The sequence below is a fragment of the Nocardia sp. NPDC051463 genome (assembly GCF_040681975.1).
Taxonomy (GTDB): Bacteria; Actinomycetota; Actinomycetes; order Mycobacteriales; family Mycobacteriaceae; genus Nocardia.
Genome location: NZ_JBFBAB010000028.1, coordinates 46,620 through 65,454, shown reverse-complemented (window position 1 = coordinate 65,454; position 18,835 = coordinate 46,620). Strand labels below are relative to the sequence as shown.

Genomic DNA, 18,835 nt, shown 5'->3' with positions numbered 1-18,835 from the left:
AACCAACAGAAATGAACGAAGATACTCGGGCGGCCGTTCTCACCACCGTCCAAGACGTACTCCGTGAGAGCCTCCGGATGGGCGAAGAACCGATCGAGCCCGATGACCAGCTCGACCTGTTGCCAGGAGCCGATTCCGTGCGTCTCATGCGCGTGGTCAGCCAGCTCGAACGCCACTTCGACATCGAGCTGGACGACAAGGAGATCCGCGACGCCCGAACGGTCGCGGACCTCGCCGACCTCGTGCGCACAGCCATGGATGGTTCCGCATGACCACGACGCCGGAGGTCGAGGCGGCGGCCACGGCAACCAATCTGCACTATGAACGGTCCGCGGAGGCGTTCGCCGCCTTTCTCGGCGACGATGTGAAATACACCTGTGGCCTGTTTGCTACCGGTACCGAATCCTTGGATGAGGCGCAGCAGGCGAGCCTGGCGCTGATCGCCGCGTCGCTACGGCTGCGCGGCGGCGAACAGGTCCTGGATATCGGATGCGGGTGGGGCAGCCTCACCCTGTACCTGGCCCGTGAATTCGGTTGTCATGTGGTGGGAGTCACCCCCTCGGCCGTGCAGGCGGAGTTCATTCGCGCTCGGGCGCGCGCTGCCGGAGTGGCCGATCTGGTGGAAGTCGTCGTCGGGCCGTTCCAGTCGGCCGATCTGAACGATCGCCGGTTCGACGCCGTGGCGATGGTCGAGGTGGTCGAGCATTTGCCGGAGCACCGTGAACCCTTGCGTAAGGCCTACCGGCTGCTCAAACGTGACGGGCGGCTGTTCATTTCGGCGTTCTGCTATCGCAGCACCGCGCATGCGGACGAGTTCGCTACCCGTCCTGCCAGTATGCATGCGCTCGGCCTGTTCGGATTCACCGCGATGGTGCCATTGTCGCAGCTCGTGGCCGAGATCTCGGATGCGGGGTTCAGCATCGCATCGGTGATCGATACCACCTCGCACTATGACCGGACCATGGACCACTGGCAGCAGCGAATCATGGCCAACCAGAAGGCTATAGAGGCAGTGGAACCGGGTTTCGCCGCCGAACTGGACCGCTACTTCGACACAGCGAGAGCCAGTTGGGGCCACACATCCAAGCTCTACGCGGTGGGCGCTATCCGGTCCCGTATGGGCACTCCCGAGTCATGGTGACATCGACGGAGGTCTTTCTCTTTCCCGGCTTCGGGCGCGCGCACGGCACGACTGGTGAGCAGCTCATGGAGGACGCGATCGTCCGCTACCGCTGCGCGGTGGCCGACGGCCGTCCGCTCGCGCTACTGGGGCACAGCCTCGGTTTCCTCGCCGCGCTGGTCTGCGCTGGAGCGTTCACGGTCGACGACGGGCACCACATCATTCGTGCCCAGGAACAAGCCGTCCGCCGGTACGGGCAACCGGAAGGCGGCATGGTGACCCTGGAGCTGGACGAGGCCGCTGCCGCGAAGATGGCGGCCGAGGTAGGTGATCCCGGTCTGACGGTGGCATGTATCAACGCACCCGATCGGACCGTGCTCTCGGGGCCGGTGGCAGCGTTGCGTCGAGTCGCCGAGCACGCCGAGCAGCAGGATGTGGTTTGCGTTCGGCTCCCCATCGACGTTGCCTATCACAGCCCCATGTTGAACGGCGTGGTTGCTCCCCTGCGCGCCGAACTGGATCGCATACCGCAGCATCGGTTACGCGCACCGGTCTATTCGGCCACCACGCACCAGTTCTGCTCCGACGATGACGATTTGCTGACCGCAATGGTCGAAGCGCTGGTCCTACCGGTGCGATTCGAGGACGCCGTCCTGCATATGGACAGCCTCGGAGCGGCCAGGTACGTCGAATGCGGACCCGACCCCCTTCTCGTCAAGCTGGTGCGACTGTCCTTGCCGGGAGCGGAGCGCCTTCCGGTCCATCGAACAGATTCGGTCGCGCCATGTTGGTATGTCCACCCGCGATAATGGTCACCACCCCACAGTCTCAGCCCCGGAATCCTGAAGCGAATATGAACACTCGCCTGGCCCTGACCCGGGAACGAGTCGCAGTCTGAGGGCGCATCTGAGAACTCGAGGCCTATGTCCTGTTCGGGATAGTTGGCGATGTCCAGGTGTGGTCGGTGGGGGTGGTGTTCGCTGCTGACGGTCAGGGGCACCGGCGCAGTCTGAAGTTCCGTGGGTGCTGAGCTGAGTTTGCTGTGTGTTCTGGTGCGAGCCGATCCCAGGACTGGTGAGGGCTGCGTGGTGAGCGCGGGGGACGATGTCGAGCATGTCGAGCGGGTGGTCGCTGCGCTGCCTGGCGCTGGGTGGCGTGTCCGGGCGCTGCAATGGGGGCAAGACGATAAGCGGCCGGTTGGCGAATGGGCATGCCGCCAGATCCGTCCCCGTCATGAGCTTCGAACGGGCAGCGTGGTCGGCGCGTGATGGCTGGTATGTAGAGGGCCTCCCGGTACGACTGGGGTTACCACACCATCCAGTCGTCACCGAGAGTCCCTGTGTCAGTGTCGGCTGTAGCCGCACCGGAGGTCCGCGTTCCCGATCGACTCGCCGTCGAGTCGATCGGGGATCTCGAGATGATCGACCGCAAAATCAAAGCCGCCGACAAGGAATCGCAATAACTGGTCATCGACGGCGGCTGCACGGTCATGGACTTCCATGTCGGGTGAATGCCACTCTCAGACGGTGCAGGAAGGGGGCGAGGGGGCGGGGATCGATGTCGTGGAGGGCCTCGGTGAGCAGGTCGATGGGTTCGGTGCACGAGTCGTAGCGGGCACTGGGGTCTTTTGCGAGTGACCGGTGCAGGATCGTGTCTACCTCGGGCGGGATCCAGTGTTGGCGCTCGGAGATCTCAGGAGGTGGGTCGTGCAGTTGAGCCTCTGCGGTGGCCATGAGGTTCGCGCGAGGGAACGGCGTTCGGCCGGTGAGCAGCTCGATGGCCGAGCAGGCCAGCGCGTACTGGTCCGTCGCGGGAGACACAGCACCTGCCGTCAGCAGTTCCGGCGCGGCATACGGCACCGACAGGACAACGAAACCGTTGGTGGCCAGCGGCGGTTCGGGCCGGTGCAGCCACCGGGCCTGATCGAAGTCCGAGATTTTCACCGTCGCAGGCTCGTCCGCGCCGACCAACACGTTCGCCGGTTTCACGTCGAGATGGACCACACCGTTGGTGTGTGCGAAATCCAACCCTGCCGCGACATGGGTCAGCACAGCGAGCACCTGCCGCAGATCCGGGTGTTGGCGCGGCATCCGCACCAACCTCGACCCTGTCGCGCCTGCCACGTACTCGCGTGCCGACCACAGCCTGCCGTCGGTTTCACCGTGCGTGTACATCCGCACGATGTTGGGGTGCCGCAGCGCGGACAGGATGTCGAACTCGTGCACAAATCGCGCACGCGCCTCGGGTGACCGACTGTCGTCCGGTCCCAGAATCTTCAGTGAGACAGGCCGCGACCGCTCCGGATCCTCGGCCAGATACACCTCGCTGCTGCCGCCATGACCCAGCCGGGCCTTCACAACTAACCCTGCAAACCGGTCACCTGGCTGGAGCATCACTGCCTCACCATAGTTCGCAGGCGTCCGATGCATGCCGCGGTTTGCCCACTTGTGCAGACGACTTCGAGCGTTGCCACTCGTCCGGCAGACGAGTCACCTTCGGGTGCAACGCGTTTAGCGCCGGGGGTACTTCGGACCGTGGGGTGGTCCGACACCGTGGCGCTTCGGTTACTGCCCGCAGCAGGTGGTGCTCAACGATGCCTTCACGGTTCGTCAGCACCTGGACTTCTTCGCCGCGGCCTATGCGATCGCCGGTAGGGTCCGTCGTGTGGAGACCGTTGCGCAACATCTTCTATGGTTCTTGCCGATGCTGTGGCTGGGCATGGTGCTGGCGATCTCATTTCTGGAGGCACCGTTGAAGTTCCGGGCGCCGGGGATCACGCTGGGGCTCGGGCTGGGCATCGGCCGATTGGTCTTTCGTGCGCTCAATAGTGTCGAGACCGTGTTGGCCGCTGCGTTGATCGTGGCCGGTCTCATCGTCGGAGTCGACAGTGCGACGTGGGTCTGGCTCGGCGCAGCTGCCGCGATCCTGATGATGCAGATCCTGGTGATCCGTCCGCCATTGAGCCGACGCTCCGATCGTGTGCTGGCCGGCGAGCACTTGCCGCGCTCGCATGCCCACTTCTGGTACATCGGCCTGGAATCGATGAAGGTTCTCACGCTAATCGGCCTGGCCATCGTGGCCGCACCGTAGTTGACACCAGGACTCCGACCACTGGTGCATCGAGTTGAAACGAACGACGTACTGGCTGCGGCCGACAGATCAACGCTGGATAGTCCGTCCGCCCCCTCTGCAGATGCGCGTACCCGTCCGGTGTGCTGGCAGTCAGTGATCACCACTGACGGTATGACGACCTCGACACCGAGCACTGCTGTGGTTGTGACTGTGCGTCGCGCAGCAGGATCGAACAGTGTTTACCGAAGGCGCGCTGGGTTGTTCACACGAGGTCGCTGAAACGACCCCGGGACTGCACGAGGCGTGCGAGGCCGGGGGTCAGGCGACTGATGAGGGCGATCGAGCGAGCCAGTGGTCCGGGGAGGATAAGGAATTGCTTCTTGCGCAGTCCCTTTTCGATCGCCGCGACGATCGTTTCGGGAGTGGTTGCCATCGACTTCGCTCGCTTGGCCGGATCGGCGAAGAAGTCGGCGGCCATCGGCGTGCTGACCGCCGCCGGGCATACACACGCAAGCGTCACACCCTTGCCGTCGTGCTCATAGCGCAAGCTCTGCATATACGACACTATCGCTGCCTTGGTCGCGCCGTAGGCCGCCATCTTCTTGGGGGGCAACAGGCCGGTGAGCGAAGCGATTACCGCGAACTCGCCGTGCCCACGCTCGAGCATCGGTGGCAGCGCGGACTGGATCAGGTTGACTATTCCGCCGTAGTTGACGCTCATCATCAGATCGATATCGGACCGCGCCACCTCGAGGGTTGGTCCGACCCGTGCGATTCCCGCCGATCCGAGCACATATTCCAGTGGGCCGAGTGTCTGTTCGACTTCGTCTACCACCGCTTGTAGAGCTACAGGGTCGGCAACGTCCACTCGGTAACTGGTTATGTCCGCGCCCAGTTCGTTGCCGGCCGCGTCGATCGCCTCCGGTCCGACGTCGATGATGACGACGTGGTAACCACGTTCGATCAGCCGGCGGACGCTCGCCAAGCCGATCCCGCTGGCGCCGCCGGTAACCAACGCAATCGGTTTGCCGGTCATCACAGTTCTCCTCTGGTCGAAACGGGAACGACCGCGCGTGGGGTCCGCTGCGCTGCTCGGCGCCGCCGGGAAAGGGCCTTTTTCTGTGTGTACAGAATGTATTTGCCGATGGCACTTGTGTAGCGACCCGAGAACGGCGGGACAAGCATTGTGGCGAAGCTGAGCGGCAATCTGTTCGTCGTGATCGTGCGGTGATGGGTGAAGGTGTCGAAACCGGCCTTGCCGTGGTAGGCGCCGAAGCCGCTGCGACCGACACCTCCGAATGGCGCGGTCATCATCACGCAATGGGCGAGGCAGTCGTTCACGGTCATGCCTCCGCTGGTCGCGAGTGAACGGAACTTCTGAAAATTCCGGTCTTTGCGGCCGAACCAGTACGCGGCCAGGGGCGACGGTCGGGCGACCACATAGTCGATGATCTCGTCCACAGTGTCGTACGGGTGGATCGCGAGCACCGGGCCGAACACCTCGTTGTGCGCGATCGTCATGTCATCGGTCACCCCGAGCAGGATCGTCGGATCGATCCTGCGGGCCACCCGATCCGCGAACTCGCCGCTCGTCGAATTAGCGTGAAAAACGGCCGCTCCCTTGGCCTCCGCATCGTCGATCAGCGCGACAACGCGGTCGAAGTTCTTGTCATTGACCATGCTGACGAGGCCGACGCCGTCGGTCGACGTGAGGATCCGGCGCGCGATCTTCAATGCCTCGTCGATGAATTCGTGCGTGGCCGCGCGTGGCACAAACACGTATTCCGGGCACAGACAGAGTTGACCGCCATTGACCAGCCGCGCCGACATCAGTCGGTCGGCGCTGCGCGCTATGTCTGCGTCGGGTCCGATCACCGCGGGATTCTTGCCGCCCAGTTCCAACGTCACCGGCACGAGGTTTGCCCCTGCCGCGCTCGCGACCAGCGCACCGACGGCTGGTGATCCGGTGAAGAACAGGTGGTCGAAGGGGAGCGCGCTGAACTCGGCTCCCACGTCCGCGCCGCCGGTGACGACGACCAACTCCTCGGGAGTGAAGTACTGAGCGGCACGCGCCGCGAACAGTTCCGCAGTGCGCGGGGTTACCTCCGAGAATTTGAGCATCACCCGATTGCCTGCCGCGAACGCGGACGCCGCAGGCTGGGCAATCAACCCAATGGGGAAATTCCAGGGCCCGATAATGCCGACCACGCCGAGCGGCTTCTTCTCCACGACCGTATCGAGGCCTGCGAGTGCGGCCCCCGGGAGCACCCGCCGCGGCTTCATCCAGGTGCCGAGGCGGGCGCGAGTGAACGCGATGTCGGGCAGAATGCCCGCGATGTCGGACAGGTAGTTGACGACTTGCGGCCGGTTGCCGAAGTCGGCGTCGAGAGCCTCGGAGAAGGCGGCGGCGTTGTCGGTGAGCAGCAGAACCAGTCGATCCAATCGATCGCGACGCACCGCGGCAGAGGGTGGTCCGTCACGACGATGCGCACGTCGCTGTAGCTCCAGCGCCGCACCTGGGCTCCACCTGTCAACGGCATCGGGCGTGCTGTTCGATTCCGTTGGTTGCGTTTTCACAGCTGACCCACGTTCTCGACCACGCTGCGGAGATCAGGTCCGACGCCCGCAGGCTCGAGACGGTTGAAGAGGTGGCCGAACGCCATCAGGGCGAATGTGTCGGCGAGCAGGGGGATGGTGAATATGAACGGGCGGGGACCAATCGAGTCCGGAACAGTACTGATTCCACCATCTTCGAGTTGGTTGCTCATAAGGTAGTCGACACCGCGGATCACCGCACGGTGGTCTTCTTGCCCGCTGAGCGCGATCAGCGCGTAGGAGGTGCTCAGCGCATCGCTGGGGTCGCCGGGTTGTTGCCCCCAGCCGCCGTCGGAGTTCTGCCCCGATCGAATCGCACGGAGCGCGCCGGCGGCCATATGGTGGTGCGACGAGGGACTGTCGGCCCGTAGCTGCCCGCAGGCGAGCATCACTCGGAAGAGGGTATGAAACCGGCTGGCACTCCAATCGGGGGCGAAGGATCCGTCGGAATGTTGTTGAGCGGCAAGGAAGGTGAGCCCTGAATCCATCGCATCACGGTGATTCGCGGGCTGTGTGCTCAGGGCGTTGACCGCCGCGGCGGTCATACATGCCTCCGACGGGGACCCGGCCACGTACGTAGGAAAGCCGCCGTCGGCTCCGCGCACGCTCAACAGGGACCGCATTCCCTGGCGTATCTCGGTCCGGTAAGTCTCGGCATCGACGCTGTGCAGGAATTCGATGGCCACCGAGGTGTCGTCGACATCGGACTGCAGCACGCCGTCGGTGAATGACCACCCCCCGTTGGGCAATTGCTGGGCTGCGAGGTGCTGTGCCAAAGGGAGTAGCCGATCACGGGGAGCCCCGATCGCGCTGAGGGCTACGCCCGCGGTCGCGCTGCACCACGTGTCGGTGTCGGAGATGAAGGGCAGGCCGCCGTCGGAACGCAACTCTGTCAGGAGTTTGCCGATGCCGGCCGCGATCACCTCCTCGGTGTCGGGCAAGAGGGCCAGTGCGTGCAAGACTGACAGGTGAATCAGAACGTTCGCCTCCCAGATCCCCGGCTCGCGTTGGGTGGACAGGAGCAAGGCGACGTCTCCGGTCCGGATCAAGTCCCGCCTGCCGGTCGCCGCGGCCAGGATGACTTTGAGGGCGGTCACCTGGACTGCGGCCCACGAGTGCAGGCCGATCGTGGCGACCTCGGCCAAGTCGTACTGCGCACTGGGTGGCACATCGAAGAGCACCAGAACCGCGTCGATCAGCATCTGCTTGCGTGCGGCGGTGAAAGCTGGGGCACGGGCCACGAACTCATCGAAGTTCGCCTGTGACATCGCTGTGTCGCCCGGTTGTCGCAGCGCCACCTCGACAAGCAGGCGGTCGAGCGAATCGTCGGAATCGTGGTGTGTGCGAAGGTAATCCCGCAGTCTGCGGCGGCTCTCGTCGGCTTCATCGAAGCGCTCCAGCAGTCTCAGTGCGAGCGCCGACTCCAGCACGCGGCTGTGGCAGGGCTCGCGCATCGCGCCGAAGTTGTCGAGCCGCGCCAGGACACGGGCACTCAGTCGCTCAGCCGCCTCATCGAGAAGAGGCGGGAAGTCGGTCCTCGGCCAGAGCGTCAGGTGCAGCGGGGTGGCTTGTACTCTCATGAATTCCTGCTTCTGGTCGTGCTGAGGATGTCGATGATGCGCTCGGCGGCACGTTGACCGCTGCACACACTGCTGTTGGTCGTCGAATGAGCCAGGTAGTCACCGCTCGCCAGCCGCACCCGTGAGTCCGGGTGCAGGGTTGCCGCGATCCGGGCGATTGCCCGGTATTCACCGGGCCGACGCCGGACGGTGCATGGGCTGACTCGGAACACTTCCGCCATCGTCGTGCCATGCTCCAGTTCCGGCAGTACTCCGAGGCGCCGGGTTTCGGCCCTCGCGTAGTCCACCACTGCGGAGTCGTCCAAGTCCCAGTTCGCGGTTGACCAATCGCCGCGGAAGTGGGCCATCACCAATCCTTTGCCTGCTGGTACCCGGTCGGCGGACTGGTTGTGCTCGAGCACATACGCGGCGACGTCTCGGTGCTCGATTCGAGGCACTTGGAGCAGCAGCGACGATTCTTTCGTCGGCTTGTCCAGCCCGAAGGCGACGTGGACGCTGCTGGAGTAGTCGACCTGCTGGAAGTAGTCCCGCTGCTCCGCGGTGAGCTGAGGGTAGATGTCGAGCAGCCGGGGTGTCGGGACCGCGATCACGCAGGCCTCGGCCGACTCGCGGTGTTCGGCCTCCCCCGGTCGCGTCCAGGTGACGGTGACGCCATCACCGGACTCTTCGACGGAGGTAGCCTCGGCCTCGTATTCGACAGTGAGCTGGCGGGCAAGCCCTTGGGGAAGGAATCCGACCCCTTCGGCCGATGTGAACGTGCCGCCACTGGCAATGAGGGTATTGAAGAAGAAGAAGGCGCTGACCACGGCGGCTTCCTCGGGAACAGCCAGCGCTGGGCCCGCGACGAACGGACCCAGCAGGTACTCCAGGGTGTCGGGGCGCAGGCCGCGACGGATCGCGTAGTCGCGAACGGACTCGAAATCGGCGGGCGCAACCGAGGACATATCGTCCCAGTTCAGCAACCGGCGGGTGCGCAGGAAGTCCGCGACCACCTTGAGTAGATCGGAGGCGGGCAGGCCCCGCAGGAGCGGGCTCCGAACCAGGTGCAGACCCAATCCGCTGCGCATCCGCTGGACCTCGCCGTCGCGGAGCATGCCGGAAATCTCGCCGGCGGGCCTGATCCGGTCCAACAAACCCGCATCGGCAATGAGCTCGAGCATGGCATGGTAGGAGGACAGCAGCAGCGTGGCGCCGACATCTATATGGAAGCCACCCCGCTGGACGGTGCTCATACGGCCTCCGATGAGCTCTGGACCTGAGCGTTCCAGCACCTTGACCGAGCAACCGGCCTGCTGCAGCCGGAACGCTGCGGTCAAACCGGCGATGCCGCCACCCACGACGATGACACGCTGTTTGTCGAGGGCACGGTGTGTCATGAAATCTCCTCTGTCGAAACAGCGCGGGCGGAGGACGCCGTTCGGTAGCGTCCGGTCTCGAGGCTCCAATCGAGGCTGCCGCGCATGAGACTTTCCAGCCCGCTCACGTAACGGGTCATGGTTTCCCGAGTCCGCGCATCGGCGGCGGCATCGTGTGCCAGGAATCGCCCTCGCGCGTCCAGGTAGTCGCCCAGGCGGTCCGCCATCCGCCGCAGCGCCAGGTCCATCGCCTCGTCGAGACCGCAGCTGTGCAGATCCTGCAGAATCAGAACGAGGTTGTGCCGTTCGCCGGCCGCGATCTCCTTGCGCAAGGACAGGATGTCGTTGATGGCGCAGGCGACGTCTCCCGAAGTGCACCGCACGTCCGCATACGCCGCCGACCGCCGGAGCTCTGCCGGTACCTCCGCCCGCGCCGTGAGCTCGACCAGGTCGGTAAGGATCGGCCACCCGGAGGTGAACCGACGCGCTGCCAGATACTCATGGATGTCCGGCAGCGTATTGTTCACGCGCGCTTCGACTTCCCGGTACAGACTTTCGGTGAAACCACGCACGTCCGTGATCAGGCGCTGCCACCAGGCCGGGCCGCACAGCGGAAGCAGCCGTTCCCGCAGCTGCCACAGGACCAGGAGCAAGGGGTCTTCCGGTGGGGTCGGCGAGCGACCGTCGAGAATCTCGATGGCAGAGGTACCGGTCGCCCGCGCGTACTGCGGATTGCCCCCGGAGCCGCCGGGGTCGAGGGCATCGTCGTAGAGGAACAACCACAACACCACTTCGCCACTGAGCTCCAGCAATGGCGTATCCCCAAGGGGATACATGCGAGCTACCAGCCGTTCGTATCGACCATCGGACCACGCGGTTACCGCATCGTCCGGAAGGATGTTCAGCTCGGCCACCCACGAATCCAGATGCCGCTTCAGAACATCCACGTGAGGGTTGATTCGAGCGGGGAACGGCAAGGTCGGTGCGACGGAAATGGGCATGACCGATCACCGGTCCCGGTGCGCGATGACGCCGGTCAATGTCATGAGGTCGCCGGCCGTGTGCCATTCACGCAGCATGCCGACGGCTTTGCGCGCACTGTGATCGGCCAAGCTCAATGCGCCATGACGGCCTGCGGCGGCTTCGATCAAGGCTGTGGCATGCAGGATGTCCTGTGCGGTCATCGGAGCGTCGGAACGGTACAGCGCCGCCAGTTCAGTTGCCGCCGAGGTGTTCGACTCCAATGCGGCGATCACCGGCAACGAGCGCTTACGGCGAGCAAGGTCATTCCCGGCGGGTTTTCCGGTAACGCGTGGATCACCCCAGATTCCGATCACGTCATCAGCGAATTGAAAGGCCAATCCGAGCTCGCGACCGAAGCTGTCCATCGCCGACACTGCCTTGGAGTCGGCTCCGGCACTCAGGGCACCCAATGCGCAGGCACACCCCATCAATGCTCCGGTCTTGCCCATCACCATCTCGATATATTCGGCGGTGTCGACGTCGTACCGGGTCTCGAACGAACAGTCTTCGGACTGGCCACGACACATCTCGACAACCGCGGTCTCCAACCGGTAGATCGCCGCTGCGGCAAGTCCTTCCGGCAGAGCTTCGCTCGCCAACACTCGGATGGCCAAAGCGTGCAGAGCGTCGCCGAGTAAGACCGCGTCGGCGACGCCCCATACTTTCCACACCGCAGGTCGGCCCCGTCGGGTGGCATCGGCGTCCATGATGTCGTCGTGTATGAGAGTGAAATTGTGGACCAGTTCCACAGCGACGGCAGCCCACATAGCGTCGGCCCAGTTGCCACCGCACGCAGTCGCGGCACACATAGTCAAGGCAGGCCGCACCGCTTTGCCCGAGTCTGCTCGGGTCTGGTTTCCCGCCGCATCCCACCATCCGAAGTGGTAGCCGGCCATGTGGCGTAACGGATTGGGCAATGACTCGATCGACGCCCGCAAAGGCGGATCGCACAACATACGTGCCTGCGCCAAAAGGTCTTCAGCACTGCGGTTGCCAACTGCGATGCCTGTCGCATTCGGCGTAGAAGTCGTACTCATCGGCACCATCTCCGTCATCGAACAACCGGACAATATCCATCTATGACGTGTCAGCATTCCCACTACTGGTGATAAGAAGTCGGCAGATGCGCTCACCACATCGGTGGGACCTCCCGCAACAAGCACCGTGGGTGAATACCGTGAGAAATTTCGGTAGATACGCAGCCCACACACCTCGTTGCCGCAATCCGGCGATCTACGGCGCGAGCACCGCCACCCAGATGCGAAGGATCACGCAATCCAGTTGCTGGACAGCGATATTCACTGAGCGCCGGATAGCGACCAGTTCGGCGACGTGGTCTACGGACGTGCGGAAGTGGTTGGCCAACGCGGGGTACGGCAGGTGATCCAGCTGCGGTGGCGGCACCGGCTGGGCCGGGCCCAGAGTGCCGCGCGGCTGGGACCGGTGACCTCGACCGTGCACGCGGTGCTGGTGGGCTGTCGGATCAACCGGCGCTGCCGAATCGACCGGGTGAGCGGCGAGCCGTTGCGCCGTTTCGAACACGATCATCCCGGCTCGCTGATCCATGTCGATGTCACCAAGTTCGGCAACATCCCCGAGGGCGGTGGTTGGCGCTACCTCGGCAGGGCGCAAGGCAGGAAGAATCGTCCGCGACTCCCGACGCACCGGACAGTGGAGCCCCGATCGCCACGCCCGCACTCCGAACAGCGTTCTGCCACATCGTAATCGACGTCCCTCCCGCCTCGCCTACGTCGAGATCCGCGACGACGAGAAAGCTCTCAGTGGCGCTCTTCGAGTCCAACAGCTTCCCGCAGCCGCTCCGCGGCCGTTCGAAGCTCGGAATCGTTGAACGCGGATGACGCCAGCAGCGCCGCCAGCGCCTCGGCGATGACATTGAGTTTCTCTTGCGAGGCCTCGCTTGCGCGGCGACCGGCGTTCTCCAGCAGCACCACCAACAGCAGCGTGAAAACGCTCGCAACGGTATGAATGGCAACTTGCCAGGTCTTGAGGTCGGTCCACCATGGCAGGCTGATCAGCCACGCCACGACGATCCCCACACAGACGAAGAAGAACGGAGCCTGACTAACTCGCAGCTCGGCGTGCTCGACGAACCGGTCGAACGGCGACCGATGATCACCTACGCCACGGCTTCGTGCGGCCTCGCTGCGTCGCTCCATCACCGGAATTTTAGTCGCATCACCCCACCACATCCGGACAATCACGCTCGCTGACGCGCATCGCCGGCAACCGCATTTCATTCGCGACATGCACAGTAGCCATCGGCCGCCGCGCAGCTTCCGCGGCATTTCCCGGCCCTCGGCGCGAAAACCTGGTCGCTGTTTCCGTGACCGAGTCCATCGCTCGAGGACTCGATGACGCCGATTTGCACAAGTGCTGCACATCCTGGGCATCGGAGGCATCCACGAAGCGCTGTTCAAGGCCATCGATGCCGCGAGGACTGCGCGGGGCTGGGTGATCGTCACGGCGATGATCGTGGCGAAGCACGAAACTGTCCTCGGTAAGTCCTTGTGGCGCAAGCACACCGCCGCAACCGAGCGGTATCTGCATTTCCTGGCCGGAGCGGCCCCAAGGAGCATTCGCTATGGCCGGAGACGACACTCACCGTTGATCGGAAACATCACCGCTGACCTCGGGCTCGCCGTGACGACGTCAGGGATTTCGGTCACCCATGTCATCGTCGCCTCGACGCGACGAGAGGCGGGCGACGTCCCCGCCCAGGACACGTCGTGCTCGCGCTGGTCGGTGGCAGTGCGCAGCTGGACGACGGCGGCGCCGAATTTCGCCATCGTCGTGATCGCGTCGTCGAGCTGCTCGAGATGCACGCGGAGATGGCCGTTGTCACGGGTGGACAATGGGAAGATGCACCTGCACAGGACGCTGCCCGGCTCGGGAGAGGGTCTGAGCAGAGCCGAACTGCTCGCCGCGATATCGCTGGCGATCGACCTCGGTCTGGGTCAGCCGATGGAACACATGCTTCGGTCGTCCTTGATCGCGACACGGATCGCCGAGCGGATGAGGCTCGACCTGCAACAGCGGGCGACCGTGTACTACTCCAATCTGGTCGGGTGGATCGGTTGTCACGCCGACTCCCACGAACTCTCGGCGCTCTTCGGCGACGACATCGCCTTCCGGGCCGACACCTACACGGTGGACATGACCGGCCTGCCGTTTCTGCGGCTGATGATGAGTCATGTCGGCCACGGATTGCCGGGCTGGCAGCGGGGCCTCCGTGCCACTGCCTTTCTGGTCACGGCTCGCAGCCAGGTCGCCACACTGATCCAGTCGCATTGCAGTTCCGCCGGGGTTCTCTCCGATCGGATGGGCTTGGACGAGCAGGTCGGAAAGGCACTGGCCCACTCCTTCGAACGCTGGGACGGCCGGGGGTTGCCCAACGGTTCCCGCGGAAACGATATCCCGGTCGAGATCCACATCGCTCACGTCGCAGACGTCGTCGAGGTGCACCTGCGGACGGGTGGGCTCGAGTACGCGAAGGATGTTGTCCGTTCTCGGCGCGGCAGTCAGTTCAGCCCAGCGGTGGCGGCGGTGTTCGATCGCGACGCGGCGGCGATCGTGGACGGGTTGCTCGAAATCGACGTCTGGACAGCAGCGTTGGCCCAAGCACCGGATCGTGACCGAACCCTGTCGGCCGAGGAGAGCGACGAGTTACTCGAGGCCATGGCTGATTTCGCCGATCTCAAATCTCCTTTCACTCTGGGGCATTCGCGTGGCGTCGCGAACCTGGTGGCCGGGGCAGCCCGACACCTGGGCATGTCGCCATCGGACATCACGCATCTCTACCGTGCCGGCCTAGTGCACGGCCTTGGCAAAATGGGAGTGTCCAACCGGATCTGGGAGAAGACGGGGCCGCTCACTACGGCTGAATGGGAACGGGTACGGATGTATCCGGATCTGACCGGCCGAATACTGAGTCGAGTCAACGGCTTGGAGTCGGTGGTGCCCATCGCGGTGAAGCACCGGGAACGGATCGACGGGTCCGGCTTTCCCCGAGGGATCACCGGCGCGGAGTTGACCGCGCAGGACCGGCTGCTTGCCACAGCGGAGGCTTATCAACGACTGCTCGAGCCGCGTCCCCACCGGCCGCCGCTCGATCCTCACGGCGCTGCCGATCAGTTACGAAAGCAGGCGCGCGCCGGACGCTTCGACGCCGAGTCGGCAGCGGCCGTACTTGCGGTGGCCGGTCCGCGGATCTCGCGGCGGACGCCCTGGCCGGCCGGGCTGACCAACCGCGAGGTCGAGATCCTGCGACTCGTCGCGCAGGGCCGATCGAACCGAGAAATCGCCGCCGAACTGTTCATCGCCGAGAAGACGGCCCGCAACCACGTCGAACGTGTCTACGCCAAGCTCGGCGTCAACAACCGCACGCAGGCCAGTCTCGCCGCGATCGATCGGGGTCTGGCGGGGTTCCCGGCCAATGCCGCCGTCGGAAATTGACGCATCCGCTGCGCCGGGTACCTCAGCTCGGCAACCACGCTGACCGAGCCGACAGCGGGGCCGACTGCGCGGGGCCTTCATCGCCGGGATGCGCCGGGCCGGGACCGCCGGTCCAAGACCCATATCGTGGCCAGCATGAGACCAACGGCAAACGAGGCGAGCGCGATGAGACTGGCGCCGGTGCCTCCGTGGAAGGTGTCGCCGTAGGCGGACATGGCCGGCAGCGTGGCGGTGCACCGCTCGAGATCCAGGTCGCGACCCAGCGCCTCGAATGCGTGGCGGTTGGATAGGCCGAGACTCATCAGGCGTCCCGGGAGGGCCATCTCGTCAACGGGGACTATGGCGCCACCGAACAGAACCTGAGGGAAGCAGAGCATCGGCAGGGCGAGGGCGGCTTGCGCGGCGTTGGAGACCGCGGCCGAGGCGAGCAACCCGAGGGCCAATGCCGAGGTCGCCTCGATCACAATCGTCACAAACAAGAAGGCGGACACGTCCCATCCAACGGCGGGGAGCCGACCGAGCGCCCGCAGCACACCGAGGAGCACCGCGCTCACTCCAGCCAGCACCGGCAGCAGCGCTGTCACCTTGGATGCGACGTAGGCGCCCACGCTGAGCCCTGCCAGGCGCTCCCGGCGGAAGACGGCCATCTCCCCGACGATCTGGAGCAGGCCATAGGTCAGGCCGAAGAAGAAGCCTGCGAATGCGATCCAGAACACGATCTGGACCGGGCCGAGGCCGGCTTGGTTACGCGGATCGAACGCGTCTCGCTTGAACAGTGTCGCCATCATCGCGGTGACCAGCACCGGCGAGCCGAGCAGGACCGCCAGGGTCAGCCGGTTGCGAAGGAGAACATCGACATTGCGTCGTGTAAGTAGCCACCATTGCCGGACTATGTCTGTGCGCTCGAGGTCTGAACGGGCGGCAGGGATGGGCAGTAGAGCCGAGCCAGGCCGGGTTTTCGACTTCCCACCGCTGTCTGCGAATCGCTCCGCCCAGATCTGAGGGGTGTGCTCACGCGCCAGCCTGTCGTACACCTCGGCGAGATCCTCGACGCCGAAGTAGCGCCGAGCCTCGGTCGGGCTGCCGGTGAAGGCCAGGTGGCCATCGCGCGCCAGGAATACCACCCGGTCACACCGGTCGATGCCGGTCGGCTCATGCGTCGTGAGGACGACTGTGACCCCGCGCTGGCTGAGTCGGCGCAGCAGGCGCATCACGTCGGCTGCGGTCGACGGATCGAGCCCGGAGGTGGGTTCGTCGAGGAAGAAGAGGTGCGGCCGGGTCAGTAGCTCCACGGCGATACTGGCCCGCTTGCGCTGGCCGCCGGAGAGCGCACGGACCGGCACCTCGGCCCGATCAGCCAGGTCGAGGTCATGCATGGTCTCTTCGACTACCCGCTCCGCCTCGGCCGCCGAGGTGCCTGCGGGCAGCCGCAGCCGCGCCGCGTAGCGCAGCGTGCGGCGCAGGGGCATCTCGAGGTGGATGATGTCCTCCTGGGGCACGTAGCCGATACGGGAATCGGCGCTGACTCGGGCCCCGCGAACGACGCCGTCATGCCGAACCTCCCCGGCAGACGGTGGTCGCAGCCCCGCGAGGATCTCCAGCAATGTGCTCTTTCCTGCTCCACTGCCGCCGGCAATGGCAACCAATTCGCCTGGTTCGACCGACAACGACAGCTCCTGGAGAATCTGCCGCGCCCCGACACGCCTGCTCACGTCGACTGCATCGACTCGCCCACCGTCCGGCACTCCAGGTGCGTGATCTGAAGTGCGCGTACCGAACCGCTCGATGGTCGGTGGTTCGAATGTCCATTCGGTCATGACCGGTGATCTCCGTGGTTCCTGAACTCGCTTCGTCATGCCCTGATCATCGGTCCGCGACCTCCGTGGTCGCATGAGGCGTTTGCCTCAAATCGCGCGCACCAAGACGTGCGGGTGAGATACGCGGCTGTCGCACCCACGGGCACGATCAGATCCCGGCGGCCATGCGTGGCCACAACCGTGGCGAGCGTGGCCACGAGCAGCAGCCACGAACCCGACGATAACGATCTCCCGATCGCTCATCTCGCCACCACCCACCAGCCGCCGATCAACCGGGAGGTACGCGGGTGCTCGAGGATCGGGTCGCCGTATAGGTGGCGAGTCCGCTCGGTGCTCGTCACGGCGCAACCGTTTCGGGCCGCGTCCGGATGGACTGGAGTCGAACGTCGTCCGCACACAGCTCGGAATCGACTCGGCGACAGCACAGATGGGGTCAGCCTCGATTGTCCGAGAAGGGCACTACCACATATCAGACAAGCCGAGCCGCAACACGGTGCACATCAACCTACCGCTGTTCGAGGGCCTGGTGGAGGATCATATCGCCATGGAGATTACCGGTATCGAGATGGACACATTCGATCCCGACGACAAGCTGCGGCCGTACCGGCGCGTTTTCACCGGCTTGCCAGCAGAACGGTTGGGTTCGATCGAACCGGGTGCTGATCATATCGAGCCTGCGGACCTCGGCGACTGGCGATCGTGGTACCGCATCGAAAGAGCATGAGCAGAACCCGCTGCCCGCAGCGCACCACCGGGCCTGCACAGGCCGGAATGGCGGTCGTGTCAGCCCGCGCACATCGGCCGCTCCGACAGCGGCCTTTCCCTGGTACACCACGCTCACCGTTCAGCCGCAGTTGTCCTGCACAACAGTCGACTTCGCGACTTGTTGTCCATCGATCAGGTTCGGCGGCCTCCGCCGGCCCGATTACAGAGGGAGCATCAGATGACCGAATCCGGCCCCGCTGATCTCAAGACGCGACATCGTGCAATGTGGGCACTGGGCGACTACCCGGCCGTCGCCACCGAAGTCATCCCTGGGCTGGGTCGGCGTCTCGTCGAGGTCTGCCGTATCGGCCCGGGTCAGCGCGTGCTGGACATCGCGGCCGGATCCGGGAATGCGGCGATCCCCGCCGCCGAGACCGGTGCGGACGTCGTCGCGAGCGACCTCACACCGGAGCTGTTCGACGCGGGCCAGCGTCTCGCCGCCGCCCGGGGCGTCGATCTGCAGTGGCAGGAAGCCGACGCCGAGGCATTGCCCTACGCCGATGCCGAGTTCGACGCCGTGATCTCGTGCGTAGGCATCATGTTCGCGCCGTTCCACCAGGCTGCCGCGGACGAACTGGTGCGGGTCACCAAGCCGGGCGGCACGATCGGGCTCATCAACTGGACACCCACCGGATTCATTGGGCAGATGTTCGCCACCATGAAACCGTTCGCGCCGCCGCCCCCGCCGGGTGCGCTGCCGCCCCCGATGTGGGGCGACGAGACACATGTCCGGTCGCTTTTGGGCGATCGCGTCGCCGACCTGGGGTTGCGACGCGAAAACGCGGTCATCGATCGTTTCGCCGACGGCGCCGAGTTCCGCGACTTCTTCAAGGCCTACTACGGACCGACGGTCGCCGTGTACAAGGCCATTGCCGCGGAACCCGACCGGATCGCGCGGTTGGACCGGGAACTCGCGGATCTCGCTTCCCAACACGATCTGGGCAACGGGCGGATGGAGTGGGAGTACCTCTTGGTCACCGCGCGCCGATCGGCCTGAACTGGGTCATATGCAGTTGCTCGGACAGTCGGACAGGC

At 64.9% G+C, this 18,835-nt stretch carries 16 protein-coding genes and 1 pseudogene; 8 read left to right on the top strand and 9 right to left on the bottom strand.

Features of this window, described 5'->3' with window-relative positions; translation table 11 throughout:
- Positions 1-11 precede the first annotated feature (11 nt).
- From AB0M74_RS28450 to AB0M74_RS28440, 3 genes are read left to right on the top strand one after another with little or no spacing between them, the layout of a single operon-like run.
- A complete protein-coding gene (locus AB0M74_RS28450; RefSeq protein WP_366529360.1) occupies positions 12-272 on the top strand; it encodes an acyl carrier protein in 261 nt (86 codons plus the stop codon).
- Entirely contained in the window at positions 269-1,141 is an 873-nt protein-coding gene (locus tag AB0M74_RS28445; RefSeq protein WP_366529359.1) for a class I SAM-dependent methyltransferase, read from the top strand. The genes AB0M74_RS28450 and AB0M74_RS28445 overlap by 4 nt, the downstream gene beginning before the upstream one ends.
- Entirely contained in the window at positions 1,135-1,929 is a 795-nt protein-coding gene (locus AB0M74_RS28440) for an acyltransferase domain-containing protein (RefSeq protein WP_366529358.1), read from the top strand. The genes AB0M74_RS28445 and AB0M74_RS28440 overlap by 7 nt, the downstream gene beginning before the upstream one ends.
- 678 nt (positions 1,930-2,607) lie before the next feature.
- Here the strand turns inward: AB0M74_RS28440 and AB0M74_RS28435 are convergent.
- Entirely contained in the window at positions 2,608-3,477 is an 870-nt protein-coding gene (locus AB0M74_RS28435; RefSeq protein ID WP_366529357.1) for a serine/threonine-protein kinase, read from the bottom strand.
- Between the two features lie 346 nt (positions 3,478-3,823).
- Here AB0M74_RS28435 and AB0M74_RS28430 point away from each other — a divergent pair, with 346 nt between their 5' ends.
- Positions 3,824-4,210, top strand: coding sequence for a hypothetical protein (locus AB0M74_RS28430; RefSeq protein WP_366529383.1), 387 nt, complete (start codon positions 3,824-3,826; stop codon positions 4,208-4,210).
- 244 nt (positions 4,211-4,454) lie between these two features.
- On the opposite strand, the gene AB0M74_RS28425 is transcribed toward AB0M74_RS28430, so the two are convergent.
- The 6 genes from AB0M74_RS28425 to idsB form a co-directional block, all read right to left on the bottom strand.
- The gene (locus tag AB0M74_RS28425) at positions 4,455-5,228 is read right to left on the bottom strand and encodes an SDR family oxidoreductase (RefSeq protein ID WP_366529356.1); all 774 of its coding nucleotides are present in this window, start codon (positions 5,226-5,228) and stop codon (positions 4,455-4,457) included.
- The gene (locus AB0M74_RS28420) at positions 5,228-6,649 is read right to left on the bottom strand and encodes an aldehyde dehydrogenase family protein (protein ID WP_366529355.1); all 1,422 of its coding nucleotides are present in this window, start codon (positions 6,647-6,649) and stop codon (positions 5,228-5,230) included. The genes AB0M74_RS28425 and AB0M74_RS28420 overlap by 1 nt, the downstream gene beginning before the upstream one ends.
- Positions 6,650-6,765: 116 nt before the next feature.
- Positions 6,766-8,367 (bottom strand): prenyltransferase/squalene oxidase repeat-containing protein, encoded by a 1,602-nt coding sequence (locus AB0M74_RS28415; protein ID WP_366529354.1) that lies wholly within the window; start codon positions 8,365-8,367, stop codon positions 6,766-6,768.
- A complete protein-coding gene (locus AB0M74_RS28410) occupies positions 8,364-9,743 on the bottom strand; it encodes an FAD-dependent oxidoreductase (protein WP_366529353.1) in 1,380 nt (459 codons plus the stop codon). The genes AB0M74_RS28415 and AB0M74_RS28410 overlap by 4 nt, the downstream gene beginning before the upstream one ends.
- Positions 9,740-10,723, bottom strand: coding sequence for a hypothetical protein (locus tag AB0M74_RS28405; RefSeq protein WP_366529352.1), 984 nt, complete (start codon positions 10,721-10,723; stop codon positions 9,740-9,742). The genes AB0M74_RS28410 and AB0M74_RS28405 overlap by 4 nt, the downstream gene beginning before the upstream one ends.
- Before the next feature lie 6 nt (positions 10,724-10,729).
- Positions 10,730-11,782, bottom strand: a complete 1,053-nt coding sequence (gene idsB, locus AB0M74_RS28400; protein ID WP_366529351.1) for a geranylgeranyl diphosphate synthase IdsB — start codon at positions 11,780-11,782, stop codon at positions 10,730-10,732.
- A 337-nt stretch (positions 11,783-12,119) separates the two neighbouring features.
- Between idsB and AB0M74_RS28395 the strand changes: the two are divergent.
- Positions 12,120-12,522, top strand: a pseudogene (locus AB0M74_RS28395) (IS481 family transposase); the annotation flags it as partial.
- Between the two features lies 1 nt (position 12,523).
- On the opposite strand, the gene AB0M74_RS28390 reads toward AB0M74_RS28395, so the two are convergent.
- Complete coding sequence (locus tag AB0M74_RS28390; RefSeq protein WP_366529350.1) at positions 12,524-12,922, bottom strand: low affinity iron permease family protein; 399 nt, start codon at positions 12,920-12,922, stop codon at positions 12,524-12,526.
- Positions 12,923-13,625: 703 nt separating this feature from the next.
- Here AB0M74_RS28390 and AB0M74_RS28385 point away from each other — a divergent pair.
- Positions 13,626-15,218 carry an HD domain-containing phosphohydrolase gene (locus tag AB0M74_RS28385; RefSeq protein WP_366529382.1) on the top strand — a complete coding sequence of 531 codons (1,593 nt, stop codon included), beginning with the start codon at positions 13,626-13,628 and terminating at the stop codon, positions 15,216-15,218.
- Between the two features lie 77 nt (positions 15,219-15,295).
- Here the strand turns inward: AB0M74_RS28385 and AB0M74_RS28380 are convergent, their stop codons facing one another.
- Positions 15,296-17,110, bottom strand: coding sequence for an ATP-binding cassette domain-containing protein (locus AB0M74_RS28380; protein ID WP_366529349.1), 1,815 nt, complete (start codon positions 17,108-17,110; stop codon positions 15,296-15,298).
- Positions 17,111-17,579: 469 nt separating this feature from the next.
- Here AB0M74_RS28380 and AB0M74_RS28375 point away from each other — a divergent pair, with 469 nt between their 5' ends.
- Together AB0M74_RS28375 and AB0M74_RS28370 are read left to right on the top strand one after the other, a co-directional pair.
- Positions 17,580-17,759, top strand: a complete 180-nt coding sequence (locus AB0M74_RS28375) for a hypothetical protein (RefSeq protein WP_366529348.1) — start codon at positions 17,580-17,582, stop codon at positions 17,757-17,759.
- Positions 17,760-17,978: 219 nt separating this feature from the next.
- Positions 17,979-18,797 carry a class I SAM-dependent methyltransferase gene (locus AB0M74_RS28370; RefSeq protein ID WP_366529347.1) on the top strand — a complete coding sequence of 273 codons (819 nt, stop codon included), beginning with the start codon at positions 17,979-17,981 and terminating at the stop codon, positions 18,795-18,797.
- The last annotated feature ends 38 nt before the right edge of the window (positions 18,798-18,835 follow it).

What these genes read in the sequence shown, in the direction of transcription:
- AB0M74_RS28375 (WP_366529348.1), top strand. Translation starts at nt 17,580, where the DNA reads ATGGAGATTACCGGTATCGAGATGGACACATTCGATCCCGACGACAAG.
- AB0M74_RS28390 (WP_366529350.1), bottom strand. Translation starts at nt 12,922, where the DNA reads ATGGAGCGACGCAGCGAGGCCGCACGAAGCCGTGGCGTAGGTGATCAT.
- AB0M74_RS28380 (WP_366529349.1), bottom strand. Translation starts at nt 17,110, where the DNA reads ATGCGACCACGGAGGTCGCGGACCGATGATCAGGGCATGACGAAGCGA.
- AB0M74_RS28370 (WP_366529347.1), top strand. Translation starts at nt 17,979, where the DNA reads ATGACCGAATCCGGCCCCGCTGATCTCAAGACGCGACATCGTGCAATG.
- AB0M74_RS28425 (WP_366529356.1), bottom strand. Translation starts at nt 5,228, where the DNA reads ATGACCGGCAAACCGATTGCGTTGGTTACCGGCGGCGCCAGCGGGATC.
- AB0M74_RS28430 (WP_366529383.1), top strand. Translation starts at nt 3,824, where the DNA reads ATGCTGTGGCTGGGCATGGTGCTGGCGATCTCATTTCTGGAGGCACCG.
- AB0M74_RS28450 (WP_366529360.1), top strand. Translation starts at nt 12, where the DNA reads ATGAACGAAGATACTCGGGCGGCCGTTCTCACCACCGTCCAAGACGTA.
- AB0M74_RS28415 (WP_366529354.1), bottom strand. Translation starts at nt 8,367, where the DNA reads ATGAGAGTACAAGCCACCCCGCTGCACCTGACGCTCTGGCCGAGGACC.
- AB0M74_RS28410 (WP_366529353.1), bottom strand. Translation starts at nt 9,743, where the DNA reads ATGACACACCGTGCCCTCGACAAACAGCGTGTCATCGTCGTGGGTGGC.
- AB0M74_RS28405 (WP_366529352.1), bottom strand. Translation starts at nt 10,723, where the DNA reads ATGCCCATTTCCGTCGCACCGACCTTGCCGTTCCCCGCTCGAATCAAC.
- AB0M74_RS28385 (WP_366529382.1), top strand. Translation starts at nt 13,626, where the DNA reads ATGCACCTGCACAGGACGCTGCCCGGCTCGGGAGAGGGTCTGAGCAGA.
- AB0M74_RS28445 (WP_366529359.1), top strand. Translation starts at nt 269, where the DNA reads ATGACCACGACGCCGGAGGTCGAGGCGGCGGCCACGGCAACCAATCTG.
- AB0M74_RS28440 (WP_366529358.1), top strand. Translation starts at nt 1,135, where the DNA reads ATGGTGACATCGACGGAGGTCTTTCTCTTTCCCGGCTTCGGGCGCGCG.
- idsB (WP_366529351.1), bottom strand. Translation starts at nt 11,782, where the DNA reads ATGAGTACGACTTCTACGCCGAATGCGACAGGCATCGCAGTTGGCAAC.